General features: G+C 69.3%; 17 protein-coding genes. 4 read left to right on the top strand and 13 right to left on the bottom strand.

Annotated features, from left to right (window positions below; all coding sequences use genetic code 11):
* Nucleotides 1-2: 2 nt before the first annotated feature.
* Genes I5071_RS30175 through I5071_RS30190 form a run of 4 tightly spaced genes read right to left on the bottom strand, consistent with a single transcriptional unit; the run spans nt 3 to nt 3,258 of the window.
* A complete protein-coding gene (locus I5071_RS30175; protein WP_236516719.1) occupies nt 3-809 on the bottom strand; it encodes a CbbQ/NirQ/NorQ/GpvN family protein in 807 nt (268 codons plus the stop codon).
* Nucleotides 809-2,227, bottom strand: a complete 1,419-nt coding sequence (locus I5071_RS30180) for a cbb3-type cytochrome c oxidase subunit I (protein WP_236516720.1) — start codon at nt 2,225-2,227, stop codon at nt 809-811. Before I5071_RS30180 ends, I5071_RS30175 begins: the two co-directional genes overlap by 1 nt.
* The gene (locus I5071_RS30185; protein ID WP_236516721.1) at nt 2,224-2,931 is read right to left on the bottom strand and encodes a c-type cytochrome; all 708 of its coding nucleotides are present in this window, start codon (nt 2,929-2,931) and stop codon (nt 2,224-2,226) included. The genes I5071_RS30180 and I5071_RS30185 overlap by 4 nt, the downstream gene beginning before the upstream one ends.
* Before the next feature lie 15 nt (nt 2,932-2,946).
* Complete coding sequence (locus I5071_RS30190) at nt 2,947-3,258, bottom strand: hypothetical protein (protein ID WP_236516722.1); 312 nt, start codon at nt 3,256-3,258, stop codon at nt 2,947-2,949.
* Nucleotides 3,259-3,325: 67 nt separating this feature from the next.
* On the opposite strand from I5071_RS30190, the gene I5071_RS30195 reads away from it, so the two are divergent.
* Entirely contained in the window at nt 3,326-4,051 is a 726-nt protein-coding gene (locus tag I5071_RS30195; protein WP_236516723.1) for an HPP family protein, read from the top strand.
* Nucleotides 4,052-4,084: 33 nt separating this feature from the next.
* On the opposite strand, the gene I5071_RS30200 is transcribed toward I5071_RS30195, so the two are convergent.
* Nucleotides 4,085-4,243 (bottom strand): hypothetical protein, encoded by a 159-nt coding sequence (locus I5071_RS30200; protein WP_236516724.1) that lies wholly within the window; start codon nt 4,241-4,243, stop codon nt 4,085-4,087.
* Nucleotides 4,244-4,314: 71 nt separating this feature from the next.
* Entirely contained in the window at nt 4,315-4,650 is a 336-nt protein-coding gene (locus I5071_RS30205; RefSeq protein WP_236516725.1) for a hypothetical protein, read from the bottom strand.
* A 203-nt stretch (nt 4,651-4,853) separates the two neighbouring features.
* Here I5071_RS30205 and I5071_RS30210 point away from each other — a divergent pair, with 203 nt between their 5' ends.
* From I5071_RS30210 to I5071_RS30220, 3 genes are all read left to right on the top strand, one after another.
* Nucleotides 4,854-5,150 carry a hypothetical protein gene (locus I5071_RS30210; RefSeq protein ID WP_236516726.1) on the top strand — a complete coding sequence of 99 codons (297 nt, stop codon included), beginning with the start codon at nt 4,854-4,856 and terminating at the stop codon, nt 5,148-5,150.
* A 73-nt stretch (nt 5,151-5,223) separates the two neighbouring features.
* A complete protein-coding gene (locus I5071_RS30215; protein WP_236516727.1) occupies nt 5,224-5,436 on the top strand; it encodes a hypothetical protein in 213 nt (70 codons plus the stop codon).
* 144 nt (nt 5,437-5,580) lie between these two features.
* Complete coding sequence (locus I5071_RS30220; protein WP_236516728.1) at nt 5,581-6,000, top strand: hypothetical protein; 420 nt, start codon at nt 5,581-5,583, stop codon at nt 5,998-6,000.
* A 15-nt stretch (nt 6,001-6,015) separates the two neighbouring features.
* Here the strand turns inward: I5071_RS30220 and I5071_RS30225 are convergent, their stop codons facing one another.
* The 7 genes from I5071_RS30225 to I5071_RS30255 form a co-directional block, all read right to left on the bottom strand.
* On the bottom strand, nt 6,016-6,342 hold the full coding sequence (locus I5071_RS30225) for a DMT family transporter (RefSeq protein WP_236516729.1): 327 nt from the start codon (nt 6,340-6,342) through the stop codon (nt 6,016-6,018).
* 17 nt (nt 6,343-6,359) lie between these two features.
* Nucleotides 6,360-7,178, bottom strand: a complete 819-nt coding sequence (locus I5071_RS30230; RefSeq protein ID WP_236516730.1) for a class I SAM-dependent methyltransferase — start codon at nt 7,176-7,178, stop codon at nt 6,360-6,362.
* Between the two features lie 132 nt (nt 7,179-7,310).
* On the bottom strand, nt 7,311-8,450 hold the full coding sequence (locus I5071_RS30235) for a polyprenyl synthetase family protein (RefSeq protein ID WP_236516731.1): 1,140 nt from the start codon (nt 8,448-8,450) through the stop codon (nt 7,311-7,313).
* Nucleotides 8,363-9,370: a hypothetical protein gene (locus tag I5071_RS30240; protein WP_236516732.1), complete on the bottom strand. Its 1,008-nt coding sequence runs from the start codon at nt 9,368-9,370 to the stop codon at nt 8,363-8,365. The genes I5071_RS30235 and I5071_RS30240 overlap by 88 nt, the downstream gene beginning before the upstream one ends.
* 23 nt (nt 9,371-9,393) lie before the next feature.
* A complete protein-coding gene (locus tag I5071_RS30245) occupies nt 9,394-11,553 on the bottom strand; it encodes a hydroxymethylglutaryl-CoA reductase, degradative (protein WP_236516733.1) in 2,160 nt (719 codons plus the stop codon).
* Nucleotides 11,550-12,629, bottom strand: coding sequence for a type 2 isopentenyl-diphosphate Delta-isomerase (gene fni, locus I5071_RS30250; protein WP_236516734.1), 1,080 nt, complete (start codon nt 12,627-12,629; stop codon nt 11,550-11,552). The genes I5071_RS30245 and fni overlap by 4 nt, the downstream gene beginning before the upstream one ends.
* A complete protein-coding gene (locus I5071_RS30255; protein WP_236516735.1) occupies nt 12,629-14,119 on the bottom strand; it encodes a hydroxymethylglutaryl-CoA synthase family protein in 1,491 nt (496 codons plus the stop codon). The genes fni and I5071_RS30255 overlap by 1 nt, the downstream gene beginning before the upstream one ends.
* Nucleotides 14,120-14,191: the final 72 nt, after the last annotated feature.

The following is a 14,191-nucleotide window of genomic DNA, read 5'->3' on the forward strand; positions in this document are numbered from 1 at the left end:
GATCAGAGCATCAGATCGACGACGTCCTGCATCGCCTGGAGCGTCGCGAGATCGTCGGAGAGCGGCTGCACGATCGCGTGCTGGCACGCCGCGCGGGGAGGCATTCCGGCGCGCGCGAGCCGTGCCGCCGCGACGACGAGGCGGGTGCTCACCGTCTCGGCCAGGCCGAGCTCGCCCAGGCTGCGGATCTTGCGCGCGACCGCGACGAGCTTGCGCGCCAGGGACGCGTCGACGCCCGCCTCCCGCGCGACGATCTCCGCCTCGATCGCCGGCTCCGGGTAGTCGAGCGCGATCGCGACGAAGCGCTGTCGCGTCGACGGCTTGAGGTCCTTGGGCCCGCGCCGATAGCCGGGATTGAAGCTCGCGACGAGCATGAACGCGGGCGGCGCGCGCAGCGTCTGGTCGTGTCGATCCACGTAGAGCTCGCGGCGGTGATCCGAGAGCGGATGCAGCACGACGATCACGTCCTCACGCGCCTCGGCGACCTCGTCGAGATAGAGGATCGCGCCCTCGCGCACCGCACGCGTGACCGGTCCGTCCTGCCACACGGTGTCGCCGCCCCGGACGAGCCAGCGCCCGAGCAGATCCGCCGCGCTCGTCTCGTCGTTGCACGCGACCGTGACGAGCGGCCGACCGAGCGCGGAGGCCATCGCCTCGACGAGGCGAGACTTGCCGCACCCGGTCGGCCCTTTGAGCAAGAGTGGCAGTCGGTGCTCGTACGCGGCGCGGAACACCTCGCACTCGCGCCCGACCGCGCGGTAGTACGGCGCCGCGCTCGCGCGCTCGAGCGCGCCACTGCCACCATCCATCACTCGCCTCCCTCGTAGAGACGCATCGCGGGCGCGGGCAGAGCGTCGATGTCGCGACCCGCGGGACCGCGCACCGGCAGCGTGGAGCGCACGCCCTCGACCTGCCCGACCGGGCGCCCGTGACGGATGAAGTTCCAGACGAACGCGACGATGCCGAGCGTGAACAGCGACGCCGCCATGATGAGCCCCCAGAAGTGCACTTCGATCTCTCGCTGCACCGCGAGGAACTCCATGCCGACGCGCCGCTCGAGCACGACCTGCGTGACGCCCGCGACCGCGAAGGCGAGCGTCATCGCGATCATCCCGACGTTCGACGCCCAGAACGCGAGCGTCGCCGAGGGTGCGTCGTAGAGCCGGCGTCCGGTGAGCATCGGCAGCGAGTGGACGATCACCGCGAGCACGATCATCGCGTACGCGCCCCAGAACGCCATGTGGCCGTGCATCGCGGTCACCAGCGTGCCGTGCGTGTAGAGGTTCACCTGCGGGATCGTGTGCGCGAACCCGAGGAACCCCGCGCCGACGAACGAGAGGATCGAGCAGCCGATCGTCCACGCGAGCGCGGTGCGGTTCGGATGCGCGCGTCCGCCGCGCTTCGCCATCGTGATCGCGTAGGCGGCCATCCCGAGGAACGCCAGCGGCTCGAGCGCGCTGAAGACACCACCGATCATCAGCCAGTAACGTGGAGTGCCGATGAAGTAGTAGTGATGTCCGGTGCCGAGGATCCCCGAGAGGAACGTGAGCCCGACGATCACGTAGAGCCACTTCTCGATCACCTCGCGATCCACGCCCGTCAGCTTGATCAGCAGATAGCTGAGGATCGCGCCCATGATGAGCTCCCACACGCCCTCGACCCAGAGATGGACCACCCACCATCGCCAGTACGAGTCCATCGTCTGGCTGGCAGTCGGGATCATCCCGGGCAGATAGAGCAGCGCCGACATCAGGAGGCCGAAGAAGAGCACCATCGACGTGGTGGTCTTCCGCTCGCTCTTCCAGATCGTGACTCCGATGTTCGCGATGAACATCAGGACGTCGACCACGACGAGGTAGTCGAGCGGGCGCGGGATCTCGAGGAACTTCCGGCCCTCCCACCAGTCGAAGTGGAATCCGATGATCGCGGTCACGCCGACGGTCACGAGCGCGGCGAGCTGCAGATACGCGAGCTTCGGCCACTCGAGCTCTCGCTGCGACTCCTCGGGCACGATGTAATAGGCGGCGCCCATGAACCCGCAGAGCAGCCACATCACGAGCAGGTTCGTGTGGGTCGCGCGCGCGGCGTGGAACGGGATCCAGTCGTGCAGCACGTCGTGCCCGGCGTGCGCGAACGCCATGATGAACCCGTAGACGATCTGCAGGGTGAACAGCAGCATGCACGTCGCGAAGAACCACCACGCGACGCGTTGCGACTCGTACTTCATCGCGCCTCCTCCTCGTCCTGTCGGGCCCGCAGCGTCGATAGATAGGTGGTCAGCTCACGAATCTGCACGTCGCTCAGCGGCAGTCGTGGCATCGCGGTCCCCTGTTTGATCGCGGGCGGATCGTGGAGCCACCGATCGATCCACTCCGCGTCGTAGCGGTCACCGACTCCATCGAGCGCCGGGCCGACGGTGCCGCCGCGTCCGCCCAGCGAGTGACACGCCGTGCACATCTGATCGAACACCGGCGGCCGGTGCTCGTCGCGCGCGACGGGCGCGCTGGACGACGCCGCGAGCACCGGCGCGGGCGGGAACCCGTTGAGGTCCATCTCGCCGATCCAGCGGAGGAACGCGACGAGATCGTCGATCTCCTGCTCGCTCAGATCGTATCGCTGCATGCGGCGCTGCCCCGGATACATCGACTCCGGATCGCGCAACATCGAGCGGATGAACTCCGGTCCTCGACGCTCGTACACACGAGTCAGCTCGGGCGCGTAATAGGCACCCTCACCGAGCAGCGTGTGACATCCCATGCAGTTGTGGGCCTCCCAGAGGTCCTTTCCGCGCCGCACCTCGGGCGTCAGGTTCTCCTCGTGCGTCTGCTCGGGCACGCGCGCGAGCGTGTCGGCGGTGAGCAACAGGAACGCGACCGAGCAGAGCCCGGTGCCCACCAGGAAGAACGTCTTCGCCGCGGATTTGGAGAGCATGGCAGTCCGCCTCGCTCAGCTCCGCGCGACGAACGAGTCGCAGGTGCCCTGCGGGTGGATCCCGCCCGCGACGACCGAGCACGTGCCACACGCGCTCTCGCCGCCGGTGTAGAGCTGACAGCGCACGCAGTGGCGCGACGCGTCGGGCCCGTGATCGACGTAGTGCAGCGCGGTGCGCATCGCCTGATCACCAGCCGGGCCCGGGGTGCACTCGAGCGCTCCGCCGCCGCAGCCGATCGCGGTGACCGCAGGCGCAGCCGCGAGCACCACCAGGCTCCGACGCATCATCTCGCGCCGTCCCAGCCGGCGCGCGTCGTCGTGGTCCATCGTTCCCTCCTGACCGCGCATCGTGGCGGTCACGCGATGGAAGCTACGCGCCGGGGACGATCCACCCATGACGCAGATCAACCGCCGCGCGCGGTCCCTGATCCACATCATGCAGACAGACATGGAGGACGCGATGGCGCTGCGCGCAGACGAGGCCGAGGCACCGGGACGACGCGGCGAGCGAACGCTGGTGGTCGCGTGCCCGCAACAGATCGACGCCGTGCCGATCGCGGTGTGCGCGAAGTGCGAGCTCTGCGACGGGCTCGAGCTCGACGCGAGCGCGGGCACGGTCTCGGTGCGCTGTCGGGTGGAGCCCGAGCCCGCGGTCGACGGTTGGGCATCGGAGGTGGACGCGCCGGTGACGCGCTTCATGGCGTCGCCGGTGATCACGGTGCCGCACGACAGCGCGCTCGAGAACGTGCGGTGGTGGCTCGTCGATCGCGGCGTCGGCGCGATCCCGGTGATCGACGACGGCGGCGCGCTGATCGGCATCCTGTCGACGACCGACGCGCTGCGCGAGCTCGGTGACGCGACCAGCACGGTCGACGCGACCCCGCGACACGCGCGGGCACGAGCGCACGGCGAGCTCGCGCTGTCGGGCATCACCGCGCGGGACGCGATGACGCCGGTGGTGCACGCGGTCACGACCGGCGCGACGATGGCGCGCACCGCGCAGCTGATGGCGCGCGAGCGCGTGCATCACGTCGTGGTGCTCGACGCGCACGGTGCGTTGGTCGGGATCGTGTCGAGCCTCGACGTCGCGCGCTGGGCTGCCGCCGTCGCGCGACGGTGAGGGCGAGCCTCACCGTCGCGCTGGCGAAACGGACTACGGCTTGGTGAGGATGCCGAGCACGATCACGGCACCGAGCAGGAGGACGAACGCGATGATCATGACGAGCGGGCCCTTCGAGTCGGGCACGTCGTTCGCGTCGTTCTTCAGCTCGGAGCCCGTCGCCTCGGCGCCCTCGTCGGGACGCTCGGACATGACGTTCTCCTGTCGAAGATGATGAGAGCGCACGCGCGGTGCGCGTGCTGCGGATCGTTCGACGGGAGTCGCTAGAAGTCGTCGGGATCGGCGCGATGCGCGCGACGCTCGCGTCGTCGCATCAGCGCTCTTCGGCTCCGCGCGCGAGCGCTGCGCGCACGGACGAGCGAGCCGCGCGACGGCAGCCACCGAGGCGCAGGCACGGGCAGCGAGATCGGCCGCGGCGCGACTGCACGCGCGGGCGCGAGGAGGATCGCGCGCGGGGCCTGCTCGACGTCGACGTCGGGCGCGCTCGCGACCCGCACCGAGGCGGGCGCTCGTCCCGCCGGCGACACACGCGGCGCGTCGTGCGCGACGCACGCGGCGAGCACGAGCAGAGCTGCGAGAGCACGACCGAGCAGCAACACCGGCCGCAAGACTGACCGACAGCGGTGCGCGCGCAACCGCGGTGCGTGTGACACGGACGATCGACACACGTGCGGCGTGTCGCCACGCGCAGAGCGCGCCGATGCGCGCCGTCTCTGGCGCACGGTCACCGGCACGGGATTGGCTCTCACGGTTTCCCGAGCTGCGGGGCAACGATCCCGCGCAGCGACGACGGAGTGGATCGATGATCGACTGCGACGAAGTGCCTCACATGCCGCTCTCGCGCGCGCTCGCGGATGCGTGTGCGCGCGTCGCGGAGACCTTCGAGCAGCGGTGGCCCTCGAGCCCGATGGCCGACCGCGCCGCCGCGAGGGCGCGCGCCGCCGCGATGCAGCTCCGCGGATGCCAGCGGTGCCGGCGTGGCCTCGCGCTCGCGCAGCCGTCGTGGCGCATCGTCGAGGTCGACGGAACCACGTTCGGTCTCTTCTGCAGCATCGAGTGCGCGGAGGCGTACGACGTGCGCGCGGAGCCGCGTGCATGATCGCTCCCGGCGCGCGAGTCGTCTCACGTCGGGGTCGTTGCGAAGAAATCACCGCCGTGATGTCGTGGTCGTGATGAAGCGCGTCACGCTCGCACGCCGCATCGCTGCGCGTCGTCGGCTCGTCGAAATGGCCGAGGATTTCGCGCCTTTCTACGACCGCACACGCCTCGAGCGTCTGTTGCGGGAGCGCGCGCCAGGGCTCGTGCAGCTCGTTGGTGAGCGCGAGATCGAGGCCGTGCTCGAGCTCGCGACGCGCCCCCTACGAGCCGACAACGCTCCGAATTGACTCGCGCCACGCGTGGCGTCGTGCCCCGCCGCGAGCTGCACGTGGAGCGCCGCGCGACGGAGCTCGAGCACGTCGTGCGCAGGAATCGAGCTTCCGCCGCTGGAACCCGTTTTGAACAGGACGATCACTCGGAAGTGAGGGATCGTGACGACGGAAGACCTCGCGCGCCGGAAGCAGGAGCTGTTGTGGATCCAGCACGAGCAGGGGACGTTCGTGCGGCGCGAGAAGCGCTACTGCCGCCACGACAAGGACTACGTGCTCGCCGTGGGGCCGGCGCGCTGGTGGGGCCGGGTGCTCCCCGCGATCGCGCTCCTCGGCTTCGTCGCGGTGATCCTCGTGGTGTTCGTCGACCCGTTCGGCATCTTCGCGCTGATCGCCGCAGGTCTCCTCATCGCGGTGCTCGGCCCGTTCATCGCGCTCGCGCGACGTCCGCTCCGATGCCCGCGCTGCCGTCGCGAGGTGCCCTATCACACCAAGGAAGAAGCCGACGAGGCCGATCGCCAGGACGCAGCGCGACGCGCTGCGATGGGGATCGAGCGCCCGAGCGCATCGTCGCCGACGTGACGATCGAACGCGCCCTCAGTGCGGACCGCCGCTCGCGTGGAGCACGACGACACCGGCGATGATCAGCGCGATCGCGACCACCTTGGGCACGGTCAACGCGTCACCGAAGAACGCGAGCCCGATGACCGTCACCGCCGCCGTGCCCAGGCCCGACCACACCGCATAGGTCGTGCTGAGATCGAGCCTCTGGATCGCCTGGCTCACGAGGCCGAACGAGCCGAGATAGCCCAACATCATCAGCACGCTTGGCACGGCCCTGGTGAAGCCCTCGGACAGCTTCATGCAGGTGAACGCGCCGACCTCGCACACGATCGCAGCGATCAGCAGGAGCCAGCCCGACATGCGCGCCGCCCTTCGATTCAGGAGCGAGCCGACGTCGGTTTGAGCGCGCGGATCACCACGTAGCCCGCGAGGCCGCTGCGCACGAGGCGGGCGAGCGCGCGGAGCAGCGCGCCGTCGGTCCAGCTCAGCGTCGAGAGCACTCCGCGTCGCTCGGCCCACTCGTAGAACGCGCCGATCGTCTCGTGACCGACGTGCTCGATCGCGACGTCGACGAACCCGACGTCCTCGAGGATCAGCCGGTACGTGTCCGCGGTCCACACGTTGGCGCGCGGCACCGACGTCGCGCGACAGAGCAGCTCGATCGCGGCCTGCTCCATCAAGTCCCGGCTCGGCCGGCAGATCACGGAGTCGACCAGGCCGAGCGTGCCTCCCGGCACGAGCGTGCGAAACGCTTCTTCGAGGAAGCGTCGTCGCGGGCGCATGTGGTCGGCGCCTTCGATGCAGATCGTGTGGGTGAATTGCGCGCTCGCGAAAGGAAGCGCGGTGCCACTGCCGTGGTGGATCGCGATCGCGCCGGAGGCGCCCGACATTCGCACTCGCGCTCTCGCTCGGTGCACCGACTCGCGCGCGAGATCGACTCCATCGATCACACATCCGAACGTCCGATGGAGCAGCACTGCCGGTGCTCCCACGCCGCACGCGACGTCGAGGACGCGGCTCGTCCTCGACAGCCCGATGCGCCGGCCCAGCGAGAGCACCAGGTTCGCGCACGCGTCGCGATGGTCGTCCGTGCTCTGCGTCCAGAGCCCGAAGCTGAGATGACCCTCCGAAGCGTGCTCGTGATGGCGGTTCATCGCCTCGTAGAGAATCGCGTTCGTGCGTTCCTCCGCTCGCATGCCCTTCCTTTCGGTGAGAGGTGCGCAGCACCCACGCCGGAAGGATCGGGTGACGAGCGGACGCTCGACGCGGAGATCTCGACCGATGACGACGACGAGCCGACGAGCAGGCGCGGCGCGCCGACGACTCGCTCATCGCGATCGCTGACCCAGCGCGGTCAGCGCACCGAGCAATGCGCTCCGCCCGCGCTCGCGAAGCGGAGCGTCGCGCAGTGCGTCTCGACTCTGCGTCAGGAGCTCTTCCAGACGTGACTGGAGCCGCGCCCGCGCCCCGCGCTCGATCATCTGCGAGACGACCTGCTCGATCTCGCCATCGCTCGCGTCGACGCGCCCGAACACCCGGGACAAGAGCGGGCGAGACACGTCGTCCTCGAACAGATCGAGGACGAGCGCAGTGCGTTTTCCACGACGGATGTCGGCGCCGACGGGCTTGCCGGTCACTCGGGGATCGCCGAAGACGCCGAGCAGATCGTCCCGCAGCTGGAACGCGATCCCCAGCGGGCCGGCATAACGATCGAGCGCGACGCGCACGCTCGACGTGGCCGACGCGAGCGCTGCGCCCATCCGCACCGGACCCAGCGCCGTGTAGCTCGCAGTCTTCAGCGAGTGCACCAGCTCGACGTCCTCGCGACCGAGCGCGGCCGCGTGCACGTCCAAGATCTGCCCGAACACCACGTCGCTCTGGGTGGAAGCGAAGATGCGCGCGCACTCCGCGATCCGATCGGACGGGCCCTGCTGCGAGAGCAGCTCCGACTGCGCCAACGCAATCGCCAGATCACCGGCGAGGATCGCGGACACCGCGCCTGCGTGCTCCGACTCGAACGTGCGGCCGAGCTCCGCGTGCACGCTCGGTCCGCCTCGTCGCGTCTCGTCCTGATCCATCCAGTCGTCGTGGATCAGGAAATACGACTGGAGCAGCTCGAGCGCGACGCCCGCCTTCGTCACCGCGCGCACGTCGTCGTCGTCGCCGGCTGCGACGTACGCCGCCGCGAGCATCGCAGGACGAAATCGTTTGCCGCCCCGCAGCGTGATCGCCCGGAGCGACCTCGCGGTCGCGAAGGTCGCCGGGCCATATCTCGCCGCACGTTCGCAGAGCACATCGAACCGCGCCTCGAGCTCCGCGTCCACCGCGCGGCGGGTCGCGTCGAGGAGCGCCTCGAACGACTCACGCTCTCGATCGATGCTCATGACGTCGCCCGCAGCGCATCGACCAGCGAATGTCGCGCGCTCGAGCTCTCTCCGAGCAAGAAGCGCTTCGAATAGTCGACGCACAGACCCGGCAGCGTCGCGTTCATCCACTGGAGGTTGTAGCCGTGGACGTAGGTCAGTCGTTCGTCCCCCGCCCAGCGCGAGCGGATCTCGTTCGACTCGAGCTGATCCAGCTCACGCTCGAGATGACGCCGGAGCACGTCGCGCGAGCGCTCGGTCAAGAACGGCCGATGCGCGCGGTCGTAGAACAAGAGCAGGAAGACCCCGACCACCTTCGGCTCGTAGTACATCATCAGGTCGAGGTACCGACCGGGGATCGAGGCGTTGATCAGCTTCTGGTTCTCTTCGAAGACACGTCGCTGCAGCTCGTTTCCGTCTTCGGGGAGCGCCGTGATCATGTTCGCCATGCAGAGCAGGTCGCAGTCCCACTTGTGCCAGTCCGCGTGCTCCCAGGTCCGCAGCACGAATCGGCGGTCGACCTTCGCTTCGATCGCCGCATCGTGAAAGCGTCGCGGCAGCGTGTCTCTCGAGAGGAACGGGCGCAGCTGCTCGTCGCCGGCGGGCCGACCGCGGTACTTGAGCCACCACGCCGTGTCGTCGACGTCGTGCACGATCTTGGTCGGCCGCCGCCCGCGGAAATACGGCCGCCCACTCGTCAGCTGCGACTCCTTCCACCACCCGCAGAGCGTTCCGTCTCCGAACTCCGCCAAGTGCTGCTCGAGCTCACGATCGATCGCCAGCGAGAGCCCCCGGCGGATCAGGGTCTCGAGCAGGTGGAATCCATTGAGGTCGTGGAGGCGCGCTCGCACGGTCCCGCGGCGATCGACGAACACGACGTAGTTGCCGGGATCGAAGGGCTGCGCCGCACTCTCGTCGATCGGCGCTCCGACGAGCCAGCCTCCGACTTCGTCGGCGACTGCCACCAGCTCGTCGCGAATCTCCGTCCACTTGATCTCGAAGAGCTTCTCCAGCCAATAGGGCATCTCGGACTCCGTGTCGGAAGGGCTCACTCGGCCGCCATGACTTGAGAGCGGTTGTGCAGGGACATGTGTCCTCGCTGGATTCCCTCGCACGCGAGGGCGCGCAGCGCGGCGAGGTTCGACGCGAGCCCGACGGACGCGATGACTCCCGCGAGCTCCTGCGCGCTCGTCACACCGAGGATCTTCACGGCGAGGCGCGCCCCCGGATGCACTCTCGAGGTGCCGCCGACCGTCCCGACCGCCATCGGCATCGCGAGACTTCCGTCGAGCGACCCATCGCGGCCCACACGCCAGATCGCGAGCGGCTCGTATCGATTGCGGCGTGCCGCATAGGCGTGCGCGCCCGCCTCGACCGCACGCCAGTCGTTGCCGGTGGCGATGGTCACGGCGTCGATGCCGTTCATGACACCTTTGTTGTGAGTTGCTGCGCGATAGGGATCGAGCTCGGCGAACTGACTCGCACGCACGATCCCGTCGCGAACCTCCTCGCCCTGCCAGCGCGTCGTGTCCAGCGCCCGCGCGGGAATCGAGCAGCGTGCTCGCACCATCCGGCGATCGGCGAGATTCGACAGGATGCGCAGGCCCGGTCGCCCGCCGAGGATCGACGCGACGTCGCCCGCGAGGCTCTCGGCGAGGGTGTTCACCATGTTCGCGCCCATCGCGTCGCGGCAGTCGACGTGGAGGTGCACCACGACCATGCCCGGCGCGCCGGGTCGGCTCGGAGCGAGCACGCGGGCCTCGAGCCCCCGTGCGCCTCCCCCGCGGCGCACCAGCGAGGCCAGGATCTCGTCGGCGCGTCGCAAGAGGCGCTCGCGATGCTCGTCCAGGCGTCGCTCCGCGGCGCCCGTGTCCGCGACGTCGAGCACCTGGAGCTGTCCGATCATCACCGGCGGGTCGGTCTCGGTGAAGAACCCGCCCCCCGCGCGCACCAGCTTCGCGGCGTTCGACGCAGCGGCGACGACCGACGGCTCCTCGACGCACATCGGGACGAGATGGTCCTTCCCGTCGACGCGGAAGTTGAGCCCGAGCCCGATCGGGAGCGCATAGAGGCCCACGACGTTCTCGACCATCTGATCGGCGATCTCGAATGACAACGATCCGCGATCGAGCAGCGCTGCATCGCCCTCGTCGAGCTTGCCGCGCTGCACCAGCTCGTTCCGCCGCTCGCTCAGCGTGAGCTCATAGAAGCCGGGGATGCGCGACGAGGCTCGGTCCCCCCGCGCGCGCTGCGAGCTCCCCGGCTCGTCCACGCTCGCGTCGCTCGAACGATCGAGCGTGGTGATGAACGCGTGGAGCCCGGCGCGCGCCCAGGCCTCTCGGACGCGCTCGAGATCCGGCGCGACCGCGATCACGCATCCACCGCCGCCCGCGCCCGTCAGCTTCGCACCGAGCGCACCGTGCTCGAGCGCGATCTCACGGAGCGCTTCGATCTCGACGCTCGAGACCCCGAGCCAATCGAGCTCCTGGTGATTGCGGGTCATCGCTCCACCGAGCGCGGCGAGGTCGCCGTCGGTGATCGCGCGAGCGCCGTCGGCCACGCACGTCGCGATGCGATCGAAGCTCGCGAGGACCCGCTGGGGCTCCCGCTCGAGCTGACTGCGGACGCGCGCGATCATGCTGCGGCTGCTCCGGGTGTGTCCGGTGAATCCGACGCACAAGCGGAGCGCCGGCGCGCTCGACGCCGGGAAGCGCCTCAATCCGTCGGCCGTCGTGTACAGCGCCAAGCCACCGTGCTGCGCGATCGCCTGATCGATGCCCGACGCCTGGCCGTGGAACACCGCCTCTGCCGCATTCGCGCTCGCGGCGATCGACTGCGGATCCCGGCTTCCCGTCGCCGCGCGCAACACGGCCCGCGCGAGCGCCGTCGAGAACGCGGCCGAGCTGCCCAATCCCGTCCCCGGCGGCAGCTCGAACTCGACGTGGAAATCCCAGTGGAGCGCGGAGCGCGCGACTCCGGCCACACGCAGGATCTCGTCGAATGCCGTCGCGATCCGGCCATGGTCTCCGTCGCTCGAATCACGACCGGGCGTCGACACCGAGAGCCGTCCGGTGCCCGGAGCCACCGAGACCGAGACGCCGCGCTCGATCGCCGCGACGAGCCCGGGCCGTCCGTACAACACGGCGTGCTCGCCGAAGAGGATGATCTTTCCGTGTGCGCGCTCGCTCCAACGCAGTGAGTCCGTCATCGCGCTCTCCCTTCCGCCGACAACCACGCATTCAGCCTCGGCCCCATCACGCGCGGGACGTCCCGCAGCCGACTCGGTGACTCGCTCCCGGTGAGGAACGTGATCGCGCGCACCGCGTCGATGACGTCGCGCAGGTACTCGACCGCTCCGTCGTATCCACCTTCCTGCTGAGCGCGAAGGACGGGCGCCGCGAGGCCGCCGAGCGTCGCGCCGAGGGCCAGCGCGTGCGCCACGTCGATGCCGGTTCGGAGCCCCCCCGTCGCGACGACCTCCAGTCCGGCCTCGGCAGCCCAGACGACCGATGGCGCCGTCGGAATGCCCCAATCCCACAGGGCCTCGCCCAGACGCTTCGTCGCGCCGCTGACGCGCCGGGCCTCGACTGCCACCCACGACGTGCCGCCGGCACCACTGACGTCGACTGCACGCACGCCGACTTCACGCACCGCGCGAGCGACACCGAGCGAGATCCCACAACCCGTCTCTTTGACGACGACCGGCGTGGGCAGCTCCCGCACCAAGCGCTCGAGCGTGCGCAGCCCGTCCGTGAAGTCGCGATCGCCGTGAGGCTGGATGAGCTCCATCGCGGGATTGAGGTGGATGCACAGCGCGTCCACCTGCGCACGCTCGACCAAGCGGCGCACGTCGTCGGTCGACATCGCGCGCGCCTGGACGATCCCGAGGTTCCCGAGGATCACCGTGCTCGGCGCGACGTCGCGGACCTCGTACGTGTCCGCGCTCTCCGGACGCAGCGCCATCGCGCGCTGTGACCCGAGCCCGAACGCGATGCCGAGCGTCTCCGCGGCACGCGCGAGATCACGATTGATCGCGCGAGCGTCCGCCGTGCCACCGGTCATCGCGCTGATGACGATCGGCGCCCGCAGCGTCTTGCCGAGGAAGGTGGTGCGGAGATCGACGTCACTCACCCTCCGCTCCGAGAGCGCGTGGTGGACGAGATCGACCTCCTCGAGGAGCGTGCTCTTTCGCCGGAACTCCGAGTGACGATCGACGCAGAGTCGGATGTGGTCCTGTTTGCGCCCTTCGATCAGCTGCGCTTGTTCGTCGTGAGGCGGGGACATCACGCCACCTCTTGTTCGCCGGCGCCGTCGTTCGACAGATACTGGTAGTACCGGTATCCGTGATCCGTCAGCTCCGGCGTCGACAGCCGCCCGAGGCGCTGCAGCACGAACTCGTCGCGCGGCGGATGCACACTCGGAGGCGGGCCGACGAGCACGATCTCCTCGCCGGCTCCGTTCGCCGCTTCCGCGCTCGCGACGACCTCCTCGTGCTCGTGCAGGCGCTCGTACTCGGCGACCGAGATCGCGATGCGCCGGCCACCCTCGGAGACGGGACGGAGCTCGGTGCCGTAGTGGCGCGCCGCGACTCGCTTCCACTCCGGACCGACGGTGCCCGAGAACACCTTCGCGCTCGCGCCGCTCCCGTAGGAGCACAAGAGGACTCGTCGCCCCGTCAGGTCGACTCCATCTCTGCGCGCGGCATCCGTCATGCTGGCGAACGCGAGATAGAGCGACGCCGAGTACACGTTGCCGATCTCACCGGGCAGCTCGAGCGAAGGCGCGACCGTCCGCTCGAAGTGCGCACGGAAGAAATCCGTCTTCATCAGGCGCTTCTCGAGCTCCCGCGTGTCGTCGGGCGCGAGCCCCGCCGCGAGCTCTCGCATCCGCTCGCCGTGGGACTCGCTGCCCTCCCACATCAGGCGGAACACGCGCGCGGCGGCGTACTCCGCCATGCGCGGGAACGGGACGTGGAACAGGAACGAATCGAATTCCGCGAGGAGCTGGCGCACGGAGGCGATCCCCGGCTCGAGGCCGCGCCGCGCACCAGCGCGGTCCAGGTGCTCGCGCAGCGCGTCCTCCAAGCACGAGAGATAGACGTCGATCGAGTGCTTCCCGTCGACGGTCGCCGTGCGGCTCCAATTCGGACGAAAGAAGTCGCGCGCGTCGCGGGTGGCAGTTCCGACGACGCCGGGATCCAGCGCGAGCAACCGCGGGCTCTCGCTGACCAGCATCGCGACCGCGCCCGCGCCCTGGGTGTACTCGCCGGGGCTGCGAAGTCGGTACTTCGAGATGTCGGTCGCGATCACGATCGCATAGGGACGCGTGTTCTCGCCCGCCCTCAGATGATTGACGGCCGACTCGAGCGCATAGGTCGCGCCGATGCATGCGAACTGCACCTGCGGCGTGCCGACGTGACGGAGCGACTTCCCGTAGTGTCGCTCCAACATGCCGAGCACGTACGCGGCGATCGACTTCGACTGGTCGACCGTCGTCTCCGTCCCGACCGAGAGCAGCTCGATGTCGGAAGGATCGATTCCCGTCGCGTCGATCAGCTGCTTGGCGGCCATCGCCGCCATCGTCGCGGCGTCCTCGTGGCCATCGGCGACCGCCATCTTGCGGATCCCGATCCCCGCCACGAGCTTCCCACGCAGCAAGTCGGGCGAGCCGATGCCGAGCTGCGGCGCGCGCACCGCGCACCATTCCTGCGTCAGATCCACGTACAGCCTCGGCACGTACAGCGAATAAGCGTCGATTCCGAACGTCCGTCGCATGAGACCTCGAGAGTATGGTTGTTGGATTTCTCTGCTCGACGTCCCGCGAGAAGATCAGTCGATCGCACGAAT

The organism is Sandaracinus amylolyticus (genome assembly GCF_021631985.1).
Lineage (GTDB): Bacteria > Myxococcota_A > Polyangia > Polyangiales > Sandaracinaceae > Sandaracinus > Sandaracinus amylolyticus_A.

Coding starts and splice junctions, on each gene's coding strand:
- I5071_RS30175 (WP_236516719.1), bottom strand. CDS start 809: ATGGATGGTGGCAGTGGCGCGCTCGAGCGCGCGAGCGCGGCGCCGTAC.
- I5071_RS30255 (WP_236516735.1), bottom strand. CDS start 14,119: ATGCGACGGACGTTCGGAATCGACGCTTATTCGCTGTACGTGCCGAGG.
- I5071_RS30195 (WP_236516723.1), top strand. CDS start 3,326: ATGACGCAGATCAACCGCCGCGCGCGGTCCCTGATCCACATCATGCAG.
- I5071_RS30200 (WP_236516724.1), bottom strand. CDS start 4,243: ATGTCCGAGCGTCCCGACGAGGGCGCCGAGGCGACGGGCTCCGAGCTG.
- I5071_RS30225 (WP_236516729.1), bottom strand. CDS start 6,342: ATGTCGGGCTGGCTCCTGCTGATCGCTGCGATCGTGTGCGAGGTCGGC.
- I5071_RS30245 (WP_236516733.1), bottom strand. CDS start 11,553: ATGACGGACTCACTGCGTTGGAGCGAGCGCGCACACGGAAAGATCATC.
- I5071_RS30180 (WP_236516720.1), bottom strand. CDS start 2,227: ATGAAGTACGAGTCGCAACGCGTCGCGTGGTGGTTCTTCGCGACGTGC.
- I5071_RS30215 (WP_236516727.1), top strand. CDS start 5,224: ATGAAGCGCGTCACGCTCGCACGCCGCATCGCTGCGCGTCGTCGGCTC.
- I5071_RS30230 (WP_236516730.1), bottom strand. CDS start 7,178: ATGCGAGCGGAGGAACGCACGAACGCGATTCTCTACGAGGCGATGAAC.
- I5071_RS30185 (WP_236516721.1), bottom strand. CDS start 2,931: ATGCTCTCCAAATCCGCGGCGAAGACGTTCTTCCTGGTGGGCACCGGG.
- I5071_RS30190 (WP_236516722.1), bottom strand. CDS start 3,258: ATGGACCACGACGACGCGCGCCGGCTGGGACGGCGCGAGATGATGCGT.
- I5071_RS30210 (WP_236516726.1), top strand. CDS start 4,854: ATGATCGACTGCGACGAAGTGCCTCACATGCCGCTCTCGCGCGCGCTC.
- fni (WP_236516734.1), bottom strand. CDS start 12,629: ATGTCCCCGCCTCACGACGAACAAGCGCAGCTGATCGAAGGGCGCAAA.
- I5071_RS30240 (WP_236516732.1), bottom strand. CDS start 9,370: ATGCCCTATTGGCTGGAGAAGCTCTTCGAGATCAAGTGGACGGAGATT.